This window comes from Mucilaginibacter sp., assembly GCF_025359345.1.
Lineage (GTDB): Bacteria > Bacteroidota > Bacteroidia > Sphingobacteriales > Sphingobacteriaceae > Mucilaginibacter.
On sequence record NZ_JANYGQ010000038.1, the window covers coordinates 195,422 to 221,030 of the forward strand.

Genomic DNA, 25,609 nt, shown 5'->3' on the forward strand with positions numbered 1-25,609 from the left:
GCAGCTATTTACCTTGAATTTTGGCTGTAACAGTCTTCATCGATAAATTTCCCCTGCCGGCACCAGGTCAACAAAAAGTGTTACAGCTTTATGCCAGTACTCTCTTCTTTTCAATTTTTCTGTATTCGGTTGGCAGCATGTTAAATTTATCTTTAAACGAGCGGGAAAAGTAATGCGGGGTAGCGAAACCAGCCTCATAAGCTATCTGTGAAATTGTAAGATCACTTTTCAGCAGCAATACCGCAGCCCTGTCGAGTTTATACGATCTGATAAATTCAACGGGAGGGAGGCCGGTAAGCTCGAATATCTTTGTGTAAAGAGCTCCCCGGCTCATCGACAAATGCTGGCTCAAATCCACGACAGAAAATTTAGGATTGTTTAAATTGTTGTCGATATAATTTATCACTTTGGTTAAGAACTTCTCTTTGGTCGACTCGACTTCCATGCCCGTATGGACAACTTTTAATTGCCTTGTGTAGGTGTTCTTAAGAGAAGTGTTAAGTTGAAGAAGGTTTTTGATTTTTACATTTAATATTTCGAAGTTAAAAGGTTTTGTCAGATAATCGTTCGCGCCCGATTCAAGCCCCCTCAACTGCTCATCCTCGCCTGTGCGGGCTGTAAGCATTATAAATGGAATGTGGTTTGTACGTTTGTCGGCTTTGATTTTTCTACTTAGTGCTATGCCATTCATGTATGGCATGGTTATATCGCTTATGATCAAATCGGGATGGCATGAAAGCGCCCTATCCCAACCCTCTTCACCGTTTGATGCCTCAACAATTTTATATTGTTTTTTTAAATTGTCCTTAATATAATAGCGGAATTCATCGTTATCCTCCACGATAAGTATTACCGGAATATCTCCGACAGGCAGGTCGTTATCTGGTTTTGAAAGCGCAGTTTGTTTATCATCAGTTGGATTGGCTGGAAGCCAAATATTTTCAGCACTATCGGCAAAAATCTCGAGAGGGAGTAATACGCTGAAAACCGAACCTTTACCTGGTTCACTTTCAACAGATATACTGCCGTCATGCATTTCAACAAACTCTTTTGTGATTGAAAGGCCGATTCCGCTTCCCGGGTTTGCATTGCTTATATTGGTATCGCTTACCTGGTAAAACCGCTTAAAAATCAACTGTTTTGTTTCCGCATCTATACCGATGCCGTTATCACTTATTTTGAATTCAAGCACGGTTTTATCGGCCTGTGATGTCGGATGCTGAACTACATCGACGGAAACAATTCCTCCGGGCAATGTAAATTTAAAGGCGTTTGAAAGAAGGTTAAATAGGATGCGCTCCACCTTATCGTGATCAAACCGTACGAATAGTTTTTCATGTGTGGCATTAAATTCAAGCGCTATGCACCGCGATTCAGATAAATCATGAAACGAATCCACAACACCGCTAATGAACGAAATTATTTCGCCTTCGCCCAGGCTAAGTTTCAATTCTTGTTCTTCTAATTTCCGGAAATCTAAAAGTTGATTTACCAAATTCAATAGCCGTCTGGCGTTTCTCAGTATCACCGACAACTGGCCGGTTGTTTGATCATCTTTATGCTCCGCCAATAATTTATTTGCGGGAGCCATTATAAGCGAAATTGGGGTGCGGAATTCATGACTCAGGTTGGTGAGAAATTTTATTTTCAACTGGTCCAGTTCATGAACCCGCTCCGCTTCTCTTCTTTCTTGTTCAAGAGCAAGTTTAGCTTTCAATTTGTTAATACCTCTATGGCGGATAAGCAATAACCCGCCCGCTGCCGCCAGTGCATATAGCAGGTATGCGTACCACGTCATCCATATAGGCGGATGAATTACGATTCGGATTTGTGCCCCGGCGCTGTTCCATATACCATCATTGTTGCAGGCCCGCACTTCAAAAAGATATTCACCAGGGTCTAAGTTGGTATAATACGCTGTTGTAGCAGAACCTACATAATTCCAGGTTTTATTGAACGATTTCAATATGTAGGCGTACCGATTTTGCTGGGGCAATGTAAAATTGATTGCAGAATAACTAATAGAAAAGTTTTGCTTATAATCTAAGTCGATTTGTTTTGCTACCGAAATGTCCTGCTTAAGAGGTGAATGATCGCCAGGCGATATAACGGTATTGTTTACCTTCAAGGCCGTAAAAAAAACCGGAGGAACGTTGCTGTTACGATTTACTTCTTGTGTGGGGTCGATATAATTAAAGCCTTCTGCCCCGCCAAAGAAAAGCAGTCCCTTACTTGTCCGAAGCCCTGATCCGTCAATAAATGCGTCATTTTGCAGGCCATTGTAAGCTGAGTAATGCGTAAACTTTTTTAATGCAATATTAAATTTACATATTCCCTTTCCTGTGGTTAACCAAATGTTACCGCTTTGGTCTTCCAGCAGTTTGTGTACTACTCCATCTGGCAGTTTTTCTGGCGCAAGGTAACTTGCTAATTTTTTACTGCTGGAGTTGAAACAAAATAAACCATCGCCTGCAGTGCCTATCCACATATTACGGTCGTGATCTTCCATGAGTGAAAATGCGCGGTCAACTGCCATCCCGGTGTTCTTATTGCTGTATACTTGAAATTTTTGGCTTTTTGGGTTTAAGACCGCTATTCCACTACCGTATGTACCGATCCAGATATTTCCCTCATGATCTTCTTCAATAGCCCTGACGAAACCATTTACAGGTAACTGTCTTTCATCGGCAGAAACAGGATTTGATACGTATTTCAGGAAAGTCCTGGTGCTGGGATCAAATACGTTTACACCGCCACCATTGGTTCCGATCCAAATCTTCCCCTTGCTGTCTTCCTTAAAACAAAAAATTTCGTCATTATTTATATGCGTAATATCTTTTCCGGCAGTTAACTGTTGATACTGGCCGGTTTTGGTGTTATAAATAAATACACCGTCCTGGAAAGTGCCGATCCAGAGTTGTTGATTTCGGTCAAGAATCATACTCAGGATTGGAAGCCCGGCCGAATTATTCTTTTCCTTTGCCTTAAGAGTAATATGGCTGAACAGGCCACTCTTTAAATGAAAAAGGTTCAACCCCCCGCCATCTGTGCCAACAAATATATCCCCATCTTTATTTTCTGCGAATGAGGAAACAAATGGAGCATTGAGGCCTGCCGGGTCGTAGGCGTTATTTTGCTTTGAATTAAACAGGGTGAGATTTTTGTCGTACTTATCCACACCTCCCTGGTAGGTACCGATCCAATAAATGCCACTGGGGTCATTATAAATGCAACGGATTGACTTGCTGCTGACACTAAATTTATCCCGGTCGTCATGATTGTAACGCTTTATTTTCCCCGACAACGTATTTACGATATTCAGTCCACCCTCGGCGCCTACCCAAATGTCGTTACCGCTTGGCGCTATACTATAAATAAGATTGCCGCTCAGGGTGCTGTTATCTTCGGCGTTATACTTGAAATTCCGGAACGTTTTTAAGTCGGGCGACAGGCAGCTAAGTCCGTCATTTGTGCCTATCCATAGCCTGTGCTGGCATTCGGCTATCGCGTTAACCCCATCATTTGGGATGCTTGCGGGGTTGTTATTGTCGTGCCTGAAGGAAATAAAATTGTTTTTTGCTTCATTATAAAGATATAGGCCTTTCTCTGTACCAATCCACATTCGCTGTTGACTATCCCTGAAGATAGATAATATGATGCCCGGCCGAAGCTGCCCGGGTTTACGTTCGTCGGGTTTAAAAAATATTCCTTTTGCGGTTTTAGGGTCAAATATGCACAAGCCCCCCAGCGTGCCAATCCACAGCCGGCCATTATTATCGCTGTAAATTGCCTTAATGTAGCTGTCTGTGACTTCTTTGTATTTGGAGCGTATTTCGAAAGGTTGAAACTGATCGTGGGAACGGTCGAAAAAATACAATCCGCCGCCCATAGTACCAACCCAAAGCTGCCCGCCACCATCTTCATACATACATGCCACTTCCTTTGAGCGGTAGCCCGATTTATCGGAAGGATCAAAACGGTAGGCCTTGTGTTCCATGCCGTCGAATCTGTCAAGGCCGTCCGCTGTTGCAAACCATAAATATCCGTAATGGTCTTTTATAATAGCGTTAACTGTGTTCGAAAGCAATCCATCGTGAGATGTTAATACTGTGAACCGTATAGTCTGACCGCAGCATTGAAAGGTAATGCCCAATGCCATTAATGCTATAAAAAACATCCTTTTGCCTATAATACGCTTAATTTGTAATGCAAAATTTAACATGGAAAATGCTATTACTTTTTAAATTGTACAGTAGCTTCTCATAAAAAGGAAGATACTAAGTATCCTGATCATTTAATTTCCCGAAACAGGAGGTTTATAAAGGTTCCACTTCCGCCTAAAGGATTGGCAGAAATTGCACAAGGGTAAATTTAAACTTAAAATTCAATTATGCAATCGATTGCATAAAAAAAATATTGCTGCCCCGATCCTAACGTTTTGCTGTATGTTGGCAGGATTTAAAGCGTAGCATTTCTTAAAACCACTTCCACATTTAATAGTGACACCCGAATGAAATGGGCATATTTCAACCAAAGTGTTGATTTATTCAACATTTGTGGCATGTCAAGTTCTATTAAGGGAATAATTTTGACGAAAATTAATCGAATAGTTGTTGGCTGACGATTTGTTATGTCGTTAACCAACAATTAGCCTGTCGAATAAAATCACCAATTGTTACAAGCAATATAAACCGGGGAGAAATTTGCCTGCTCGTGTGCTACAGCAGTTGTAAGAGTTACGAAGGTTTTTATTGCGAACAGGATAAAGATTTTAAAGCAGGCGAATGGGGCTAGCCCGCGTTATTAAGAGAAAAAATTATATCACAATCCCTATTTAATAAAATATGAATATTAAAAAATTAGTGCTTTTGTATTTAATGGCCACAGCGCTACCCGTTTTTGCAAATTGTCAAAGCCACAAGGCTTCAAAAAAAATGCCGGGTAGGGGCGCGGTTGCTTCCGGCGCCTATCCTAATCTTTTCAATGAAGCGGGTTATAGCAAGGCCGACATAGACAGCAAGGTGGCAAAGGCTTATTACGATGTGTTTGAAGGCCCAAATAAGGTATACTTCGAGGTGGGCGATACAATGGCATATGTATCTGATGTAAAAAACCACGATGCCAGGACAGAAGGCCTTTCGTATGGCATGATGATAGCCGTGCAGCTTAACAAAAAAGATGTTTTTGATCGGATATGGCGATGGTCGAAAAAATACCTCCAGCACCAGGACGGGCCGCGGGAAGGATATTTTGCCTGGAGCATTAATCCTGCAACAATGAAACGTAACTCGGAGGGGTCTGCGTCCGACGGTGAATTATATTTTGTTACCGATTTGCTCTTTGCCTCAAACAGGTGGGGGAATAATACCTGCATTAACTACTATGGCGAGGCCAGGCGGATACTGGATGCCATGTGGAAGAAAGACGGTAAAGGGAATATTCATCCTTTAATAAACATGGCGGCAAAGCAAATTTCATTTGTGCCCGAAGGCAAAGGGTATGAATGGACCGATCCTTCCTATCATTTGCCTGCATTTTACGAGGTATGGGCGCTTTATGCCAAAGATGGCCACGAACAATTTTATCGGGATTGTGCCGACACAGCGAGAGTGTTTTTGCACAGGGCTTGTGACACAATAACAGGCCTTAACCCGGATAATACCTATTTCAACGGCAAGCCATTTGCGTGGGGAAGGATGCAACCGGCCTTTCGTTTTGATTCCTGGCGGGTTCCGATGAATATAGCGATGGATTATGTTTGGTTCGGAAAGGATAAAAAGTGGCAGCAGGAGTATGCAAAACGCTTCCAAAAATTTTTACGCTCAAAAGGGATAGACGATTTCGATGATCAGTTTAACACCGACGGTACCACACCCGCATTTATCCTTCCGGCAGGAGGAGTTACAAAATTACGGCATTCGCTGGGCTTGGTAGCTACGTCTGCTGCCGCCTCGCTCATGGTCATCGACAAAACTAAATTTGACTTTGTGCGTCCGCTTTGGAACGCGAAGCTGGAACCTTATGCCGATAATTATTTTGACCCATATTACGATGGTTTATTATACATATTCAGCCTGATGCATCTGAGCGGCAAATACCAACTTATACAACCACAAATCAATTAAAATTTCATCAATCTATATAACTACACAATGAACATGTCCTTAAAAACCAAGCAATTGCTTTTTGCACTATTAACCTTTACCTTTTGTAGCATAACAGCTAATGCGCAAAGCATCGTTACCCAGGCACGCGCAGGTTTTGATGAGTACCGTGCGGATATCCCTCACGGTAAAATTGATACCATCACTTATGATTCAAAGACGGTGGGCAACGCACGCCGCGCGCTTATTTATACGCCTCCGGGATATTCCAAGAGTAAAAAATACCCGGTGCTGTATCTTTTGCATGGTATTGGTGGCGATGAAAAAGAATGGTACAACGGTGGCAGCCCCCAGGTGATATTGGATAACCTGTATGCACAAAATAAAATTGTGCCCATGATAGTAGTTTTGCCAAACGGCAGGGCATTAAAAGACGACCGGGCAATTGGAAATGCGATGGCCCCCGAAAAGGTACAGGGGTTTGCCAATTTTGAAAAGGATTTATTAAGCGACCTGATCCCATTTATTGATAGCAAATACCATATTTATACCGATAAAGATCACAGAGCTGTAGCAGGCCTTTCAATGGGGGGCGGGCAATCATTAAATTTCGGTTTGGGAAACCTCGACGTGTTTTCGTGGGTAGGCGCTTTTTCTGCAGCACCCAATACCAAAAAACCGGAGGATTTGATTCCTAATACCGATGCGGTAAAAAATAAGCTGAAATTGCTATGGATATCATGCGGCTCGAGCGATGGATTACTATCATTCAGCAAACGTACCCACGACTACCTTGTAGAAAAAAATGTGCCTCATATATACTACATCGAGCCGGGCGTTCATAACTTTAAGGTTTGGAAGAATGGCTTGTATATGTTTTCGCAATTGATTTTTAAACCGGTAGATGCATCAACTTTTCCCCAATATGCTTATAACGAAGTGGGTGTGCCTGCGCCTACGAATATTCCGGGCGTAAAATATCCCGGGATATACCCCGATAATACAGTCTTTTTTCGTGTAAAAGCGCCAGATGCAAAGACTGTTCAAATCGACCTGTTAAAAAAATATACAATGAATAAAGATACAGGGGGTTATTGGACGGTAACTACCGACCCGGTGGCACTGGGGTTTCATTACTATTCGTTGATAATTGACGGCGTTGCTGTTGTTGACCCGGCTACCCAAACTTTTTACGGTATGGGGAGAATGGCAAGCGGAATTGACATTCCCGATCCGGACGGCGATTATTATACGGTAAAAGACGTGCCACACGGCGAAGTGCGTTCAATAAACTATTACTCCAATATAACCAAGGCCTGGAGGCGGGCGAACGTGTACACGCCACCCGGTTATGATGCACAAACCGACAAACGATACCCTGTACTTTACCTGCAGCATGGTTCGGGCGAAGACGAAACCGGCTGGCCTGCACAAGGTAAAATGAATTTTATATTGGATAACCTGATAGCCGCTAAACAGGCAACCCCTATGATAGTTGTAATGGACAGAGGGTACGCCACAGACCCAACGCAACCGCCAACTACCAACACACGTGGACCAAGCATGGCTGGTAACGTTTTTCCGGATGTGCTGGTGAAAGAAATTGTTCCAATGATTGATGCCAAATTCAGGACGCTGACCGACCGCGATCACCGTGCCATGGCAGGGCTATCCATGGGAGGGTTTCAAACTTTTCAAACCACAATGACCAATCTCGACAAATTTGCTTACGTAGGCGGTTTCAGCGGCGCCGGTTTTATGCAGCCTGGTACTGATATAACCAAAATGTACAATGGCGTGTTTGCCGATGCAAACGCCTTTAACCAAAAAGTTAAAGTACTTTATTTAAGTGTTGGCACTACCGAGCCGGAAAGAATGCAAACCATGGTAAAAGGATTTCATGAGGCGCTTGAAAAGGCGGGCATTAAACAGGTGTTTTACGAATCGCCAGGTACGGCCCACGAATGGCAGTCGTGGAGGCGATCTCTAAACCAGTTTGCAAGCCTGATATTCAAGAATTAGGCCCCCCTGCAAAATGAAACTTAAAATCATAGCTGCGGCTTGCCTTATTTTGTTGGCCTTGAGCGGCTTTTCGCAGGATAAGAAGTTTTATATATTTATTTGCTTCGGGTAATCGAACATGGAGGGCAACGCAAGGATACAGGCACAGGACTCGATTGGTATTGACAGCAGGTTCCAGGTACTGCAAGCTGTTGACTGCGGCGACAAAGGCAGGCTTAAAGACAATTGGTACACAGCTATACCACCATTGGCACGTTGTACCACCGGCCTGACACCTGCCGACTATTTTGGACGGACGCTGGTAGCCAACCTGCCGGAAAAAATACGGATTGGCATCATTAACGTTTCCGTAGCCGGGGCTAAAATCGAGATTTTTGAAAAGGATAGCTATCAATCGTACCTTGCAACCGCTCCCGGATGGATGAAGAACATAGTTGCCGAATATGGAGGTAATCCTTACGACAGATTGGTAACCCTTGCCAAATTAGCACAAAAGTCGGGCGTGATTAAGGGGATATTGTTACACCAGGGTGAATCCAACACGAACGATACGCTATGGACAAAAAAAGTTAAAGGCGTTTACGATAATTTGATAAAGGATTTAAAGCTAAAGCCCCGAAAGGTGCCGTTACTTGCGGGTGAAGTGGTGAATGCCGACCAAAGCGGAATTTGCGCAAGCATGAACAAAATTATAGCCACACTGCCTCAGGTTGTTTCAAACTCGTATGTTATTTCTTCGGCAGGCTGTACCTGCTCCCGCGATCACCTGCATTTTACAGCGGAGGGATGCCGGTTGTTGGGAACGCGATATGGCGAGACGATGCTTTCGTTATTAGGTTATAAGGTTAAAGAAAATTAATAAGCAAATAAACCATTAACAAAATATGGCATTTTCAACTACTGCGAAAAAAGCAAGTCGGGGCATGTTGCTCCCCGTAATCGCGATTTCGGTTTTATCCTTTGTTCAGTGCGCTTCCAAACATTCGGTAACAACATCTGCTACAGCCAGCAATCCCGATAAAGGTTTAAAAGATTACTATAAAGATTATTTTCCTGTTGGGGTCGCTGTAAGCATGGCGTCCTTGCATGGTCCCGATTCGGCATTAATTGTAAAAGAGTTTAACAGCGTAACCCCGGAGAATGATATGAAGATGGGGCCGATACACCCATCTGAAAACGTTTATAATTGGAAAAATGCCGATGCTATTGTTGATTTTGCTGTGAGCCATCATATCAAAATACGTGGGCACAATTTATGCTGGCATAACCAGGAAGCCGCATGGATGTTTAAGGGGTCGAATGGTGAGCCGGTAACTAAAGAGTTACTTTTACAACGCCTAAAAGATCATATTTTTGCCGTAGCAGGAAGATATAAAGGCAAAATTTACGCCTGGGATGTGGTGAATGAGGCGGTTGATGATAGCGACGATACTACGCAGGTATATCGCAAAAGCAACTGGTACAAAATATGCAATGGCCCCGATTTTATAGACTCGGCCTTTAAATATGCGCACGAAGCCGACCCAAATGCGAAGTTATACTACAATGATTATAACAGCGAACATCCGGTAAAAAGAGAGAAAATATATAAATTGTTGAAGAAATTGATTGAAGACCACGCACCCATTGATGGCGTTGGCATGCAGGCCCATTGGAAATTGAACGACCCATCGCCCGATGAATTGCGTAAAGCCCTTGACGAGGTAACCTCCCTGGGCTTAAAGGTACAGTTTACCGAAATGGATATTACTATACGCTTGCCAAAACCAAACCCGGCCCCCGGCACAACGCCTGCAGTTGCAGGAGCAACTCCAACGCCCGACCAAGGTTACACCCCCGAAGTGGAAGTCAAACAAGTTGCGCAATACAAAATGGCCTTTGATATTATCAGGCAGTATAAAAAATTTATAACAAACGTTACATTTTGGAATGTATCTGACAGAGCAAGCTGGCTTGACGGGCGAGGCGGAGGGATTATGGGAGGGGCTGCTGCCGGCGTAAATACGCCCCGTGTAGTTATAAAAGCCTACCCTTTATTGTTCGACGAAAACAGGCAGCGCAAAAAAGCCTACATTGCCGTTGTGAATTTTTAGGCGTACCAAACCGACATTTATGAGAGGATCGTTTTATAAAAAATTGAACATTTTTGCCGCAGTTTTATTGATATGTTCATCGATGCAGGCGCAACCAAAACATGCACGGAAAAGACTAACTATAACCAATCGGGGGCGCTATAAACTGTGGTATAATAAACCGGCAAAAAATTGGAACGAGGCTTTGCCAATTGGAAATGGCTTTATAGGCGGTATGGTATTTGGCGATGTACAAAACGAACACATTCAACTCAATGAATCGACCATATGGGGAGGCGGGCCGAATAATACCATCGATTCGGGCTCGAGACCATACATCGATAAGGTTAGGGCTTTGCTTGCTGAAAAGAAATATGCTGAAGCGCAAGAATTGGCCAACAGCAAACTTGGACCAAAAGGCAATAGCGGCATGCCATACCAACTTGCGGGGAATTTGTATATCAAGTTTACCGGGGCAGATAGTGTTACTAATTATTATCGTGATTTGGATATTGCAAATGCTACGGCTGTTGTAAAATACAATTTAAAGGGTGTTAACTACAAACGGGAATATTTTACAGCTTTCGGCAACAATATGTTAATGGCCAGGCTAACGGCCGATAAGCCAGGCATGATTAGTTGCAAGGTAAAACTTCAAAGTCCACTAAAATCTTCGGTTAGTGTAAATAGAATGGAAACGCTGGTTTTATCCGGCCAGGGCAGCGACCACGAGGGTCAAAAAGGGCAGATCAAATATACGGTTCTCACCAGGGTTAAAACCACGCGGGGAACATGTATTGCAGATACTTCGGGTATAAGTATTGTAAATGCAGATACGGCCGTAATATATCTTTCGATGGCTACCAACTTTGTAAACTATCATGATGTTTCGGCAAATTCAATGAACCGGGCCGAAGATATTCTGCATAGGGCATACCAACATAACTTTAGCGAACTGTTAAATAAACACATCAGGTTTTACCGCTCTTATTTCGATAGGGTTAAACTCAATCTCGGCATCAATAGCGCAGCAAACAAACCTACAGATGTCCGCATCGAAAATTTCTCAAATGATAATGATGCACAGCTGGCCGAATTATATTTCCAATACGGGCGTTACCTGTTGATTTGTTCTTCTCAACCGGGGTCGCAACCGGCCAATTTGCAGGGTATTTGGAATGGTGAGGTTAAAGGCCCCTGGGACAGCAAGTATACCATTAACATAAACACCGAAATGAATTATTGGCCAAGCGAGGTAACGCAATTACCGGAACTGAGTAAGCCACTTTTTCACATGATAAAAGATTTGTCTGTCACTGGTACTCCAACTGCAAAAATAATGTACGGAACACGCGGATGGATGCTGCACCACAACACCGATATCTGGCGGATAACCGGGATTGTAGATGGCGTTTTTTGGGGATTGTGGCCAACATCAAACGCATGGCTAAGCCAGCATCTTTGGGAGCATTATTTGTATTCGGGCGATAAGACATTCCTGAAGGAATATTATCCGGTTATGAAGGGCGCAGCAGAATATTATATTGATGCCCTGCAAAAAGAGCCCGGTCATGGCTGGCTGGTGGTTTCGCCATCGATATCGCCTGAACACGAATATATCGAGGGCAAAAACCAGGTATCGGTAACTGCAGGAGCTACCATGGATAACCAATTGGTTTTTGGCTTGTTTACAGACGTGATAAGGGCTGCCGCGGAACTTAATGTAGATAAGGTTTTTGCTGATAGCTTGACCAACCTCCGCAGCCAACTGCCTCCTATGCAAATTGGCAAACATGGCCAGTTACAGGAGTGGCTGGAAGATTTTGACCGTACCGACGATCACCATCGGCATGTTTCTCATTTGTATGGTTTGTTTCCGGGTAATCAAATATCACCTTTCACGCAGCCACAACTATTTGCGGCCGTGAAAAACTCGCTTGTCTACCGTGGTGATGTATCAACAGGATGGTCGATGGCATGGAAGATCAATTTATGGGCGCGTTTATTGGATGGCAATCACGCGTATAAACTTATTAAGGATCAAATAAAACCGGTAGGTGGGGGTTCTGGCGGCACTTATCCAAATTTATTTGATGCCCATCCGCCTTTCCAAATTGATGGTAATTTTGGCTGCACCTCGGGGATTGCAGAAATGCTTTTGCAAAGCCACGACGGCGCAATTTACCTGTTGCCGGCCTTGCCCGATGATTGGAAGGATGGCAGCGTCTCAGGACTAGTGGCCCGGGGAGGCTTTAAAGTTGATGTGACCTGGGCCGACCACAAAATTGTAAAACTGGTTATACATTCTTCACTCGGCGGAAACTGCCGGCTGCGTTTTAATCAACCGGTAAAAAGCGTATTGCTAACAACAGCAAATGGCGTTAACAAAAACCGTTTTTACCAGGTAATGGATTTAAAAATACCAATTGTAAAAACAAGCATGGAAAGCGTTACCCCAAACCTTGCTAAAACATGGATTTACGATATGCCAACCGCGCCCGGTAAAACTTATGTTATAGAATAGTCCGAAAGTCAGTAAAGTCCGAAAGAAGCTACAATTTACGTTCGAAAAAGGAGCTTAAGTTCTATCGAAGCGGACAACTAAATAGCTAAAGAGCTATCCCCCTAGTTTATAGGAAATTTTAACGTGCAGCAGCCTGGATTTTTAAGTGGCTGCTACACGTTTGTTTTTAACCTTATTATTTGTCTGAACTTGTATATGTATTGATCATTTCTATCTTACCATTATCCAGGTGATGTAATTCGGTAACCTTAACATTCCTGAGATGTGTTTTGCCCGAAAGCTCGGTGTCGTGGTAAAAAATATACCATTTATTATTAAACTTAATAATAGAGTGATGCGTTGTCCATCCCTGCACGGGTTGCATAAAATGGCCGGCGTAAACAAAAGGCCCCATAGGACTCGAGCCGACCGCATAAGCAAGAAAATGCGTGTCGCCGGTAGAGTAGGTTAAATAATACTTCCCCTTATATTTATGCATCCATGAGCCTTCAAAAAAACGACGGTCGTGGTCGCCACCTAATAACTCGTGCCCGGCGCTGTCAACTATAAGGGCATTGTGTACTTTTCCGTCAATTTCCATCATACTCTTATCCAATTTGGCTACCCTGCAACTAATTGCCGGTGCCTTATCATTGTGAAGATCAGTTTTTGAACCGTTGGCCTCATATTTTCCTGTCTGCCAACGTTGAAGCTGACCACCCCAAATACCTCCAAAATACATATATGCGCTTCCGTCATCATCGACAAACACAGCAGGATCGATGCTGTAGCTTCCGGCAATGGGATGTGGATTGGCTTTAAACGGCCCTGCGGGCTTATCGGATGTTGCGCATCCTATTTGAAAAACGCCCTCTTTATTTTTTGCGGGGAAATACAAGAAGTATTTGCCATTTTTAAACGCGGCGTCAGGTGCCCACAACTGTTTGCCAGCCCATGGAATGTTGTTAATGTCGAGCGCGACGCCGTTGTCGGTAACTTTTCCGCCGATATGATCAAGCGATAATATATGATAATCGCGCATTGCAAAGTGATCGCCATTATCGTTTTCGGGTACACCTGCGTCAATATCATGAGAAGGATAAATGTAAATTTTTCCATTGAACACGTGGGCGGATGGATCGGCTGTGTAAATGGTTTTAATTAGGGGCCGATTGAGGAATTTAATCTTGCCGGTGTTTTTCTGTGCACTCAACGAATTGAACACGAGTGTCGACGCGACGGTCAAAATCGTCATCTTAGAAATAATCTTCTTCATTATTTTAGTTGATTTAGAATTGATTTATATGTTTCGGGCTTTGAGCTTTGCCTGCAGGCGAAGATAAGCCGGATCGATAAGCTGCCTGCGCACGTTTGTGTACATATATAACTCATATGTTCAGTTGCTTTATTCAGACGTTATATTAATATAGACAAATGTTGTGTTTTAGTATTCGGTCCGCATTTAACTTTACACAGTTAAGCATCCGTTTCCAATTTTACACCTTTATCATGTTATTAAGATATAGAATATTTAACATATTTTTTGTCACAAGTATTTGCGGTTTGATAATCTCATGCAAACCTAATTCCCCGGCCAATATGGCTGACCTGTTGCAGCAGCTTAAAAAAAGAAATTATAGCCCGAAAAATGTATTTAGTTCAGACGCCAGCCTGGCCGCCAGCGATTCGGTGTTAAAAGCAGATTCGCCAAACTACGACGTTCAATTGCTGGCAAAAAAAGCATTGTTTGAATTGCAGGAAGGCCATGAACAACGGGCTGTTGATATCTATAATAAAATTTCAAAGCTGCCACGGTACATGAACCCGGTAAATATGTTGCCCGACCAGGCTGTAGCTTATATGCGCTTAGGAGAGCGTGCTAATTGCATGCTTAACCATAACGGTTCATCGTGCATATTCCCTATTTCGGGGGCAGGCGTGCATCAAATTCAAACAGGGTCACAACGGGCAATAGAAACACTGGAAAAGAATTTGAGGGCAGACTCGCAGGATGCCCAGTCGCGATGGCTGTTAAACATAGCTTATATGACGCTGGGCGGCTATCCGGCGCAAGTTCCTTCCCAATACCTCATACCAAATTTAGATGCCGACGATGGGCCGCACAAAGTAAAGCCGTTTGCTGATGTGGCTGCAAACGTAGGTATAAATCTGAATAGCAGGGCTGGCGGCTCCATAGTGGATGATTTCGACGGCGACGGATACCTGGACATTATCACATCGGGAATGGACTTACAGGACCACATGCACTATTTTCATAATAATAGAGACGGTACTTTTAGTGATCGCACTGCTCAAAGCGGTTTACAAAATGAGGTTGGCGGCCTGAATATTCAACAAACCGATTATAACAACGATGGCCGTCCGGACATCTTTATAATGCGTGGAGGCTGGCTTCGGGACGGGTTCGGTAATCAACCCTGCTCTTTACTCAAAAACAATGGTAACGGAACATTTACCGACGTGACCTTTGCAGCCGGTTTAAAATTCATGGACCCGACACAAACAGCCGTGTGGGCCGATTTTAATAACGATGGCTGGCTTGATGTTTTTATAGGCAAGGAAAGCCATGGTGGAACTGACCCTAAAAGCAATCATCCATCGGCGTTTTATCTGAATAACCACGACGGTACTTTTACCGAAATGGCACAAAAAGCGCATTGTAAAATTAACGATTTTGTGAAAGGCGTAACGGCAGCCGATTATAACAATGACGGTTGGCCTGACATTTTCATTTCGACCATGAGCGGAAGGAAGTATTTGCTAAAAAACAAATGCAAAAGCGGGAAAGATGTGGGTTTTGAAGATGTTACAGATAAGGCGGGTATCAACATAAAGCAAAACACGTTTACCACCTGGTTTTTTGACTATGATAATGATGGATGGCCCGACATTTTGATGGGCAGTTATAATTTTAGTACTACCCTGGGTTATTACGCAGCATTAGAAGCATTGAATACGCCTGTACCCGATAACGGTAATATTTTCCTTTTTAAAAATAACCACGATGGTACATTTACAAATCTAACGCACAGCACAGGGCTGGATAAGGTTGTTTTCAGCATGGGGGGCAATTTTGGTGATATTGACAATGATGGCTATCCGGATATGTATTTTGGTACCGGCAACCCTGATTTTGGGTCGCTCATACCAAATAAATTGTTCAGAAATATAAGCGGTAAGCAATTTGTCGATGTAACCCGTTCGTCTCGTACTGGCAATTTGCAGAAAGGCCATGGTGTTTCATTTGCCGATTTCAGAAACAATGGCCTGCAGGATATTTTCATCGAAATGGGCGGGGCGTACATAGGTGATGCTTACCCAAGTTCATTATATCTTAATCCGGGCCAAAACAACAATAATTGGATAGGTTTGAAGCTGGTGGGCACAAAGTCGAATAAGTCCGCAATCGGCTCACGGATCAAGGTTACCTTTACAGACAATGGCTTACAACGCACTGTGTTTAAAGATGTAAATTCCGGCGGGAGTTTCGGTTCGTCGCCCCTTAGGCAAGAGATAGGGATAGGGCAGGCCACTACGATCGATGATATCGAGATCCGGTGGGCAGGTAGCGGCACTGTGCAGCATCTTCATAAAATTAAGCCTTGCCAGTTTTTAGAAATAATAGAAAATGGGGCAATAACCCCACTTAATTTAAAGGCACTAAGATTTAAAACCAATACGCAGCCGATGCCAATGCCAATGGCTGGCATGACCCTAAAAAGTAAAGGGATATAGAAGTAAGCTAAAACTTAACCACCCTCGTTTTTCCTGAACTATCTTTTATTGATACCTGCGCTATCTTATCATTTACCAGGATAAACCTTGACGATTGGGAAAGAAACGAACTTCCGTAGTAAAATTCCTGTTTGGTACTACTGCCATCTTTATAAGTGATGATTGCGCTTTGTTCTGTATCGCTTATTTTTAAGATTGAAGCTTTGGCATTTAATTGAAAAACCCGGAGAGGCCCCGCGTGTTCGCTTGCTGCCAGCAGATAGTTGTTAGCTGCTCCTTTCAACTTTACCAGTGCCTTTCCATTCCCGGGTAAATATATCCCGCTACCTGCAATTGATAACGGAGTAAAACCACCCTTGCCGTTACCTTTTAGCAACAAGCCATTTAAGGCATCATATCTTCCAAGTGTAACATCGGTACCAAAATCATTGCCATTGATCAACAGATCGAGATTGCCGTCTCCATCAAAATCGTCGGCCACCATCCCATTTAATACTGAAACCTGCGCCTCGACAGGCAAGGGTACTATCGTGAATTTACCCTCGCCATCGTTCCTGAAATAGCACGACCTTAATTCGGTGGCTTTAAGCCGCAGCGCACTTTTCATTTGTTCCGCACTGAGTAAATCCTGCATAGTGGCCTCCGCATACGAATGATAGTTAGTGAATTTTACACGCAAACTTATCATTTGCTTAAAAGCGTCTTCTCTTACATTTGCAGGATATTCCCGCTTTATGCCGTCTTTTCCCGGAAGAAACAACGATGGAAATGCGTCGAACCTGTTTCTTTTGTCGAAATCACTTGCTGTGATATACACCGGAAATTCGTCACTGGCCTGGTACAGGGAATTTAAGCCTGCATTTCCAACTATATAATCCGTTCTGCCTGTATGCCTGAAATCACCCGCAACTATTGAGTTCCACCATCCGGTTTTATTGCTTGCGCCGCTTTTTGCTGTAACGTTTACAAACCTCCCGCCTGTATTTTTTAAAAAGGTTACGGGCATCCATTCTCCCGCTAATATCAAATCTGTTTTACCATCATTGTCGAAATCACTGAAAATGGCATCACATACCAATCCAATCTTTTTCAGGTCGGGAGCAACTTCATTGGTTACATCTGTGAATTTTATCTTCCCGTCTTTTGTGTCATTTCTTAAAATATAGCTATTTACCGGTTCCGGATATCGCCATGGCTCAACCCGCCCCGAGATAAAAAGATCTAATTTGCCGTCATTATTATAATCAAATGCCCTTACACATAGTTTACTTTTAAAACATTCCGGCAACGCATCCTTTGCTAGCGTGAAATGGCCGTTACCATCATTAATATACAACCGGTCCTGGTATGACGGGTCATTTGCCCGAGATTTATACCCACCGCTGGTAATCAATACATCGGGAAATTTATCGCCGTTCGAATCGAAAATTAGAATCCCCTCATCAAGATATGGGGGATCATATTTCTTTTCTTCTAAAAGATTTCTTTGCATAAATGTGCCGTCTTTTCGTTGGAAAAAAACTTGTGCCGGTTCAGTTAAATTTCCGCCTATAACTATGTCATCTAATCCATCGCCGTTAATATCGCCAACAGATAGTGCAGGATTATATTCTGAAAGTTTATGTGGCAAAAGTTTTTGAATATTAAAGTCTTGATAATCAGTGTCGCGATGGATGTATTTAATCGCACTTTTCCCTGTGACATTTGTAAATAAAGGCGTTTTTATTGACGCCGGATTTGACCAGGTATAGGTTTGATGAGCATCGTTGATATTTGCTGACAAAGTTTGATCTGCCTTTACATTTAAAAACGTTTGCTTGTACTTGTTCGGCCATCTGACAACCACCGAGTCAATAGTTTTGCATTTACCCAACCCGAAATGTGCCGTAGGCTGAATACTGGAGAGATACCCCCGGAAAGGATTATTTTCATATACCTGGTGTAAACCGTGCTGGTAATATATATCGACGAAAGTTCCTATCCCCTCCCGGTTTTGATTGGACCCCTTAAACACTACATTGAGATAATGCAGTACACTTTCTTTATCGCCGGCAGCGGTATTTTTGTAAATCAGTGCTTCATCATTGATGTTATTAATTACAAGGTCCATCGCCCCATCATTGTTTAAGTCGGCGTACACCGCGCCGTTAGAAAAAGAGGGTATGCCCAGTCCCCAATCTAAACTTACATCATTAAATTGTACGCCGTTCTGGTTATGAAAAGCGTAGTTATGAATTTTGACTGAAGGTATCTGGTTTAGAATTTCCTTTTTTGGCGTTATCAAAAATGCATTGGATCTGTACGTAATAAAATCATGATCTGTAACGTCGCGGGGATAGCCGTTCGTAACTATAATATCGCGGTAACCATCATTGTCAAAATCGGTTACCATTGGGGTCCAGCTCCAGTCTGTTTGGGCCACACCGCTTAAAAAGCCAATTTCGCTAAATACAGGTTCACCGATCTTGTTGTTTTCTCCAATAGAAGGCCCCTGGTTTAGTTGAAGTGTATTGCGTACATATTGATATTGGTAACCGTAATGGTCAAAGTTCTGGAAAGTGTTATAACTACTTGGCCCCGACATCATTTTTTTTCGGAAATTATCCGGGGGACTCATATCGAGTTCAAATATATCGGCCAGGCCGTCGTTATTTATGTCCTCGATATCCTGACCCATAGCATTGAACGATGTATGTTTGAAATACTCTTTCGACTTGTCGGTAAAAGTTCCGTCGTGATTATTGATATACAAAATATTATTCGACAGAAAGTCGTTGGTAACATAAATATCCTTCCATCCATCCAAATTAATATCGGCTATTGTTGCGGCGTGTCCATATCCTTCTATCTTGATCCCGGAAGCTAACGACACATCTTTAAACACGGGATGCTTGAGTTTCCCGTCCCAGTCGTTCCGGTACAATCGCCCCATACTTCTGGCGTTACCGGTAACATTAATGGGGCGGAATTGGTTCGGGTATTCAGCTGGGTTTGGCTCATTTACCGTCAAATACATATCAAGGTCGCCATCGTTATCATAATCAAAAAAGCTCGCCATTGTGGAGAATAGTTGAATATCAAGCCCATATTCCTTCGCTTCTTCTCTAAATACGGGGACACCGGCTTTATTAGCTCCCTGGTTTATATACAATAAGTTTTGCCGTTTTTTGGGATCGTTTGCAAACGAATTGCAAACGTATATATCAGGCAAGCCATCATTATTAATGTCGATAACAGAAACACCTTTTCCCCAACGTCCTTTGCCATCTACACCTGCCTCGAGAGTAACATCCTCGAATTTAAAGTTACCTCGGTTGATATATAATTTATTCGCTACCATGTTGCCGGTAAAATAAACATCCGGCAAGCCATCGTTATTAAAGTCTCCTATACCAACACCCCCGCCGTTATATACAGTCGCATTATCGATCGGGTTGATGGAATCGTTTTCTGTAATTTGGTTGTTAAACGTAATACCGGAAGCAGAGGAAGATATTTGCTCAAACAGTGTGCGCTTTTTGCAGGAAATGAGCAATATAGTTACAGCAATAACAAGGGTGAGCTTATTCATAAATAGCTTAAATATATGAAAAAACAGGCGGCTGATTCAGCCGCCTGTTTTTAAAAGAGTGTTTTAAATTAATTATATTATTAATAGCCTGGATTTTGATGCCCGGCAACGAGCGGATTATTGTCAAGTTCAGACTGTGGTATAGGCAGTAGCTCATCTCTGCCAGGGTGGAATTTAGCAATTGGCTCAGTAGAGAAATATCCCTTTTTACGCCATCTTAAAATGTCAATATTACGCACCTGTTCATCGCCTAATTCAACCATTTTTTCGTGCATTATGGCTTTAACTACATCCTCTTTTGTAACAACAGGAAATTGTGCCGTCGGATATGGCGGCATAGCAACATCGGGTCTTGCGCGTACCATGTTCAGATAAGCTACAGCTCCGGAAATGTCGCCCAGCTCATTGGCACATTCGGCAAGGTTAATTAAAACCTCCGAATAGCGTATAATTCGCTGGTTGTTACCGCCAGGGTGGAACCCGGCAGTGCCTGCACTTTCCTGGTAAATAAGCATAAATTTACGCCAGCTTATTTTTTTAGTAACGCCGTTAAGAATAGAAGAATTTCCATTTTGATCCGCATCGGTCAAAGTACTTAGCCCGTTATTATATTTATCTCCGGTTTGGTAAACGCTATATGAAAAGCGCGGGTCTGTTTTCACTGCGCCTGTAGCTGTACTTTCAAATTCATTTAAGTATTTGTCCGAAGGAATAAGGTTCCTCCAGGCAACCGGGCAATATTCCTGGTTTCTCACCGTACTCTGAGATTCAGTCGCGCTTTCGCCGCCCCAGTTGTAACTATTGTCGCCTTTGTCCACAAATACAACTTCAAAAATTGATTCCGGGTTAAATTCTGTTGCTAACTCAAAATTATCCAAATAGCGATTTGTTAAAGCGTATCCATCAGGCCCTGTAGTAGGTATTTTTAAAAAGGCTGCTTTAGCACCTGCATAATCGCCTTTTTGCATTAACACCCGGCCTAACATAGCATTGGCGGCGGCGGCGGTGGCCCTTCCTTTGTCAGTCGCTGATTTCGCGGGTAGTGCTGCTGCGGCATCTGTCAGATCCTGAATAATTTGCGCATAAACTGCGTCAACAGATGCCCGCGGTTGAAATGCGGCGGGACTTTTTGGTACCGTTGTTAACAAAGGCACACCACCCCACATGCTAACCAGGTCAAAATAAGCCCAGCCTCGTAAAAATTTTGCTTCTCCAACTGTTTCATTTTTGTCTGCCACATTGTCTGTAACGTTTGGCGCATTGTCGGTTACCACGTTGGCGCGGAATATTACCGTGTACCAGCCGTTCCATACCGAGTTCATAACCGAATTTGTAGGGTCGTCGGTGTTTTCATACAACTGCCTGCGCGGAACTTCCAATTGTCCGCCGCCAGGGGTAACCTCATCGCTGCGGGTGTCATGTAAGTAATACCACTCACGAGACACCAAGTTGTTTTGGTGCATAGCTGCGTAGGCGGCGTTAACTGCCGATTTTAACTGTACCGCCGTTTTGTAATAGTTTCCGGTAGTCAGGTTGTTGGGATCAGATGTATCCAACGCTGCTTTTTTACAGGAGAATACGATCACCGTTATCATTAGCAGGATAGCGGCTGCTGAAAAATAAATTTTTCCATGTTTCATAATATACAATTGTTTTGATTATTAAAATGTTGCTTGTAAACCTACCAGCAGCGTCCTTGGCTGAGGGTATTGCCCATAGTCTATACCATTTGTAAGCGTTCCATTTTTAGAGCCGACCTCGGGATCCAGCCCGGTATATTTGGTAACAGTGAATATGTTTGCACCCGACAGGTAGATCCTAACTTTGCTTACGTTATTATCGGTAGCATTCTTAAGCCAGCCCGTTGGTAAGCTGTATCCTATCTGCAGGTTTTTTAAACGGAGATATGAACCGCTTTCAACCCATCGTGACGAAACCCTTAAATTACTGTTGGGGTCGCCAGAGATTGCCCTCGGAATATTAGTATTAGTATTTGACGGAGTCCAGGCATTTAAAACATGAACATCTGAATTAAACAACCTGGCCATCCCTTCAAGGATCACTTTTTCGGCGTTAAATATTTTATTGCCATACACTCCCTGGAAAAACGCAGTCATGTCGAAATTTTTGTAACTGGCAGAATAATTTAACGAATATGAAAATTTGGGAAGATAACTGCCCAGGTTAACCCTGTCCCTTGCATCAATAACGCCATCTTGGTTTACATCTTTAAATTTGATGTCGCCCGGCGCTGCATTAGTTTGCGTAGCGTGGCCGCTCACATCAGATGCACTTTGAAATATACCTTCTACCACATAGCCATAAAAATACTGGATGGATTGGCCGGGTACCGTATTAGTAATCACGCCGTTACCAAAGTCAGCATCCTGGCCAGCCGATATAGAACCATTCGCACTTCCGGTTAATGAGGTAACTTTATTCCGGTCTAAACTAAACACGCCGGTTATATCATATTTAAAGTCGCCGGCTGTTTTATGATACCCTGCAGTAAGTTCAATACCCTTATTATCCATTGAACCAACATTTGCTAAGGGCCCGCCAACACCATAGCTCGGTGGGACTGGCACACCTAAGATAAGGTTATCGGTTTTTCTGTCATAAACCTCGGCCGATAAAGTAAACGCGTTTTGAAATAAGCCAAGGTCAACACCAATGTTTGTTGAGTTGGTTATTTCCCAATGGAGCTGAGGGTTACTTAGTCCGCCGTAATAGGATCCGTTACCCTGGTTAGCACCCGTTGCCAGGTTATTAAACGGATAGGTTGTGCCGCCCGCTGAAACGTTCGATACATATGGATAATTACCCAATACAGTTCCGTTTATACCAGTGCGGCCATAACCGGCACGCAGCTTCAATTCGCTGATCGACGTAATACCCTTCATGAAATCTTCCTGGTCAACCTTCCAGCCCACTGAAGCTGCAGGGAACCATTCATATTTGTGCCCCGGGGCCCAAACCGACAAACCATCCTGGCGTACTGAACCTGAAAGTAAATATTTCCCCGCATAATCATAACTCACACGCCCAACATATGATGTCAATACATTTGTGCCATAAGTGTAATTAGTAGTTATGTTCGTGGCGTTCTGCAGGGTTTTTATCGTGTTATTGTTTTGGTTACCGAAAGAGTTGTGGCTATCGCCCCGGTTTGTTTGAGCTTCGTAAACTGCCACAGCCGAAACGTGGTGTTTTTTGGCGAATGTTCTGTCGAAGGTCAATTGTTCGGTATATAGCGTAGTTGTACCGCTGCCAACATTTTCAGTTATTGAAGCAAGCGGGCTGCTTGACGTACCGCCGTCATTGTATATAGGCGTATACTGTTCCTGCCTGTTTGTTCCATAATCGATGCCATAAGTAGAATTAAACTTAAGCCATGGAGTAAACTTTACTGTTAAAAACAGGTTACCATGTATTCCGAAGCCGTAATTACGGTTGTCGTTAATCAAGGCCTGTTCAACAGGGTTAACCGGGTCGGCACCATCGAAACTGTTTTGAGGACCGAAATAGCCACCCGGATTATTTGGATTGTAAACAGGTATATATGGTTGCATCCTTATCACATTGGTAAGAGGCGTCCTGTTGCCCGGCGGAATACCAAAGCGCTGGCGGGTAGAAGAAACATTAAAAGTTTCGCCGATGGTAACAAACTTGTTCACATTGTGATCGGAATTCATACGGAAGTTTTTCCGGGTATAAAACGTTCCAACTGTGATACCGTCCTGGTCAAAATAACCGCCAGATGTAAAGAAACGGGAAACATCATTTCCGCCACTTATTGTGACATCATGCTGCTGGATAGCCCCTTTTTGAAAATATGCACTCTGCCAGTCGGTATTAGTTTGTGCAAAAGTTTGCGTGGAGCCGGCGTAGATAGGCAGGTTAAAATTCGCCGATTGTAAACGTGGAGGCAGTCCAATTCCTGCGGCTCCGTCTAATGCCCGCTCATACTGAAGATACTGATTGGTATTAAGGAGATCATACCTTTTGGTGACTTGCTGAAAACCTCCGTAAGAACTGATGCTTACCTGGGCCTTATTATTTCTTGATCCCTTTTTGGTGGTAATCAGGATAACGCCGTTGGTTCCCCGGGAGCCATAGATCGCTGCCGAGCTTGCATCTTTAAGTACATCAACGGATTGTATGTCCTGTGCATCCAAGCCGCCGATAGATCCAGCGACACCATCAATAATGTACAGCGGATCACCCCCATAACCTATCGAACTTACGCCGCGGACTTGAACTACAGGCGCGGTACCGGGAGAGCCATTGTTGGTAACAGTTAAACCAGCTACCCTGCCTTGTAATGCCTGATCGACACCGGAGACGGGCAGTTCTGTTAACGTTTTGCCGCTTACTGAGGAAACGGCGCCGGTTACGTTGGCACGCTTTTGTGTTCCGTAACCTACAACAACTACCTCATTTAATGATTTAGAATCACTCTTTAATGCTACGTTAATTACTGATTTACCCGACACAGCTTCATCCTTTGAAGCATATCCCACAAAGCTAAAAACAAGCACTGCCTGTTCGTTAGGTACCTCAATTCTAAACGCGCCGGAAACGTCGGTTCCGACCGCAGTAGATGTGCCTTTTATTCTAACAGTTACACCGGGGAGCGGCAAACCATCCTCGTCGGTTACCTTGCCCGTTATAACCTTGCTTAAGTCTGATTTTGCTGCATCAGGATTTAAATGCCGCAAATGAGCCGGGTCATTAGCCGCGAACGTGTAGTTTATACTATTAATACATATAATTACTAGTATAGCCGTCATTCTAATGAAAGTGCTTAGTAAATATTTTTTTTTCATATTCTGGTTTGTTGATTGAAAAATTGGTAAAAGTTAAATTGGCTGTTGCACCGGCGGTATTTCATCAGGCGTCAATTCTATTAGTTATTGCAACGCCTTAGTAGTACGCATCGATGTAGTTAATACGGGCCACAAACTGTGGCCGGCAAAACAAAAATTTTTTATTTATTCTCTCATAAATATGTGTTTAAAAGGTATGCAATCGATTGCAGAACTGAACCGGACTATGCTTTCCTGTATACAACTAAACATTGTGTGCAGGTCGATCAAGGTTTAACTTAAATCGAAGTTTTAAAGGATCTGGCCGGTCGGCTCTACTGGTTTATAATAATAGTAACTTACAGTTAACGAATTGTAACTGTTATACAGGAGTAAAATTAGGCTTGAAGGAAAGTAGAGTAACACATTTTTTGCCATAAAAAAACAACATTTGTCAATTTATCGCATAATCATTCAAACAAATATTGTTGCCGAAGCAATTAGTACGCGGTATATCATGTAAATAGCTGTTTGGAATTATTACCTGGAAAAGTATTCAGTAAAAGGCATCCTTGACATTTCTTTCCATGTGTTTTAAGTGCTTTGGCTCATATGCCTGACCGCTTCACCAGGGCAGCAAGGTTCGGTACCTGTTAAAATAATTTCTGATGAAAGGTGGTAAAATGATATTTATCATGGGTGGCAAACCGAATAAGGCATGGGGCACCAGGGTTCCGCCTCCGTCAGCCCAATAAAATAGATAGTCTTATTTA

The 25,609-nt window shown here is 43.1% G+C and carries 11 protein-coding genes; 6 read left to right on the top strand and 5 right to left on the bottom strand.

From position 1 onward, the window contains the following. Positions 1-88 precede the first annotated feature (88 nt). A complete protein-coding gene (locus tag Q0R52_RS28655) occupies positions 89-4,222 on the bottom strand; it encodes a two-component regulator propeller domain-containing protein (RefSeq protein WP_295801899.1) in 4,134 nt (1,377 codons plus the stop codon). A 622-nt stretch (positions 4,223-4,844) separates the two neighbouring features. Here Q0R52_RS28655 and Q0R52_RS28660 point away from each other — a divergent pair. The 5 genes from Q0R52_RS28660 (at position 4,845) to Q0R52_RS28680 (ending at position 12,722) form a co-directional block, all read left to right on the top strand. Further along, positions 4,845-6,125, top strand: a complete 1,281-nt coding sequence (locus Q0R52_RS28660) for a glycosyl hydrolase family 8 (protein WP_295801900.1) — start codon at positions 4,845-4,847, stop codon at positions 6,123-6,125. A 27-nt stretch (positions 6,126-6,152) separates the two neighbouring features. Next, on the top strand, positions 6,153-8,126 hold the full coding sequence (locus tag Q0R52_RS28665; protein ID WP_295801902.1) for an alpha/beta hydrolase-fold protein: 1,974 nt from the start codon (positions 6,153-6,155) through the stop codon (positions 8,124-8,126). A 118-nt stretch (positions 8,127-8,244) separates the two neighbouring features. After that, positions 8,245-8,985, top strand: coding sequence for a sialate O-acetylesterase (locus tag Q0R52_RS28670; protein WP_295801905.1), 741 nt, complete (start codon positions 8,245-8,247; stop codon positions 8,983-8,985). A 25-nt stretch (positions 8,986-9,010) separates the two neighbouring features. Beyond that, positions 9,011-10,219: an endo-1,4-beta-xylanase gene (locus Q0R52_RS28675; protein ID WP_295801907.1), complete on the top strand. Its 1,209-nt coding sequence runs from the start codon at positions 9,011-9,013 to the stop codon at positions 10,217-10,219. A gap of 19 nt (positions 10,220-10,238) precedes the next feature. Next, positions 10,239-12,722 (top strand): glycoside hydrolase N-terminal domain-containing protein, encoded by a 2,484-nt coding sequence (locus Q0R52_RS28680; protein ID WP_295801908.1) that lies wholly within the window; start codon positions 10,239-10,241, stop codon positions 12,720-12,722. Positions 12,723-12,897: 175 nt separating this feature from the next. Here the strand turns inward: Q0R52_RS28680 and Q0R52_RS28685 are convergent, their stop codons facing one another. Continuing rightward, positions 12,898-13,977, bottom strand: a complete 1,080-nt coding sequence (locus Q0R52_RS28685; RefSeq protein WP_295801910.1) for a glycoside hydrolase family 43 protein — start codon at positions 13,975-13,977, stop codon at positions 12,898-12,900. A gap of 323 nt (positions 13,978-14,300) precedes the next feature. On the opposite strand from Q0R52_RS28685, the gene Q0R52_RS28690 reads away from it, so the two are divergent. Beyond that, positions 14,301-16,457: a CRTAC1 family protein gene (locus Q0R52_RS28690; protein WP_295801913.1), complete on the top strand. Its 2,157-nt coding sequence runs from the start codon at positions 14,301-14,303 to the stop codon at positions 16,455-16,457. Between the two features lie 7 nt (positions 16,458-16,464). On the opposite strand, the gene Q0R52_RS28695 is transcribed toward Q0R52_RS28690, so the two are convergent. The 3 genes from Q0R52_RS28695 to Q0R52_RS28705 form a co-directional block, all read right to left on the bottom strand. Next, the gene (locus Q0R52_RS28695; protein ID WP_295801916.1) at positions 16,465-20,028 is read right to left on the bottom strand and encodes a VCBS repeat-containing protein; all 3,564 of its coding nucleotides are present in this window, start codon (positions 20,026-20,028) and stop codon (positions 16,465-16,467) included. A gap of 80 nt (positions 20,029-20,108) precedes the next feature. After that, positions 20,109-21,668, bottom strand: a complete 1,560-nt coding sequence (locus Q0R52_RS28700; protein WP_295801918.1) for a RagB/SusD family nutrient uptake outer membrane protein — start codon at positions 21,666-21,668, stop codon at positions 20,109-20,111. Positions 21,669-21,689: 21 nt separating this feature from the next. After that, positions 21,690-24,857 carry a TonB-dependent receptor gene (locus tag Q0R52_RS28705; protein WP_295801920.1) on the bottom strand — a complete coding sequence of 1,056 codons (3,168 nt, stop codon included), beginning with the start codon at positions 24,855-24,857 and terminating at the stop codon, positions 21,690-21,692. Between the last annotated feature and the right edge of the window lie 752 nt (positions 24,858-25,609).

Coding starts and splice junctions, on each gene's coding strand:
- Q0R52_RS28695 (WP_295801916.1), bottom strand. CDS start 20,028: ATGAATAAGCTCACCCTTGTTATTGCTGTAACTATATTGCTCATTTCC.
- Q0R52_RS28685 (WP_295801910.1), bottom strand. CDS start 13,977: ATGAAGAAGATTATTTCTAAGATGACGATTTTGACCGTCGCGTCGACA.
- Q0R52_RS28675 (WP_295801907.1), top strand. CDS start 9,011: ATGGCATTTTCAACTACTGCGAAAAAAGCAAGTCGGGGCATGTTGCTC.
- Q0R52_RS28690 (WP_295801913.1), top strand. CDS start 14,301: ATGGCTGACCTGTTGCAGCAGCTTAAAAAAAGAAATTATAGCCCGAAA.
- Q0R52_RS28705 (WP_295801920.1), bottom strand. CDS start 24,857: ATGAAAAAAAAATATTTACTAAGCACTTTCATTAGAATGACGGCTATA.
- Q0R52_RS28665 (WP_295801902.1), top strand. CDS start 6,153: ATGAACATGTCCTTAAAAACCAAGCAATTGCTTTTTGCACTATTAACC.
- Q0R52_RS28680 (WP_295801908.1), top strand. CDS start 10,239: ATGAGAGGATCGTTTTATAAAAAATTGAACATTTTTGCCGCAGTTTTA.
- Q0R52_RS28660 (WP_295801900.1), top strand. CDS start 4,845: ATGAATATTAAAAAATTAGTGCTTTTGTATTTAATGGCCACAGCGCTA.
- Q0R52_RS28700 (WP_295801918.1), bottom strand. CDS start 21,668: ATGAAACATGGAAAAATTTATTTTTCAGCAGCCGCTATCCTGCTAATG.
- Q0R52_RS28670 (WP_295801905.1), top strand. CDS start 8,245: ATGGAGGGCAACGCAAGGATACAGGCACAGGACTCGATTGGTATTGAC.
- Q0R52_RS28655 (WP_295801899.1), bottom strand. CDS start 4,222: ATGTTAAATTTTGCATTACAAATTAAGCGTATTATAGGCAAAAGGATG.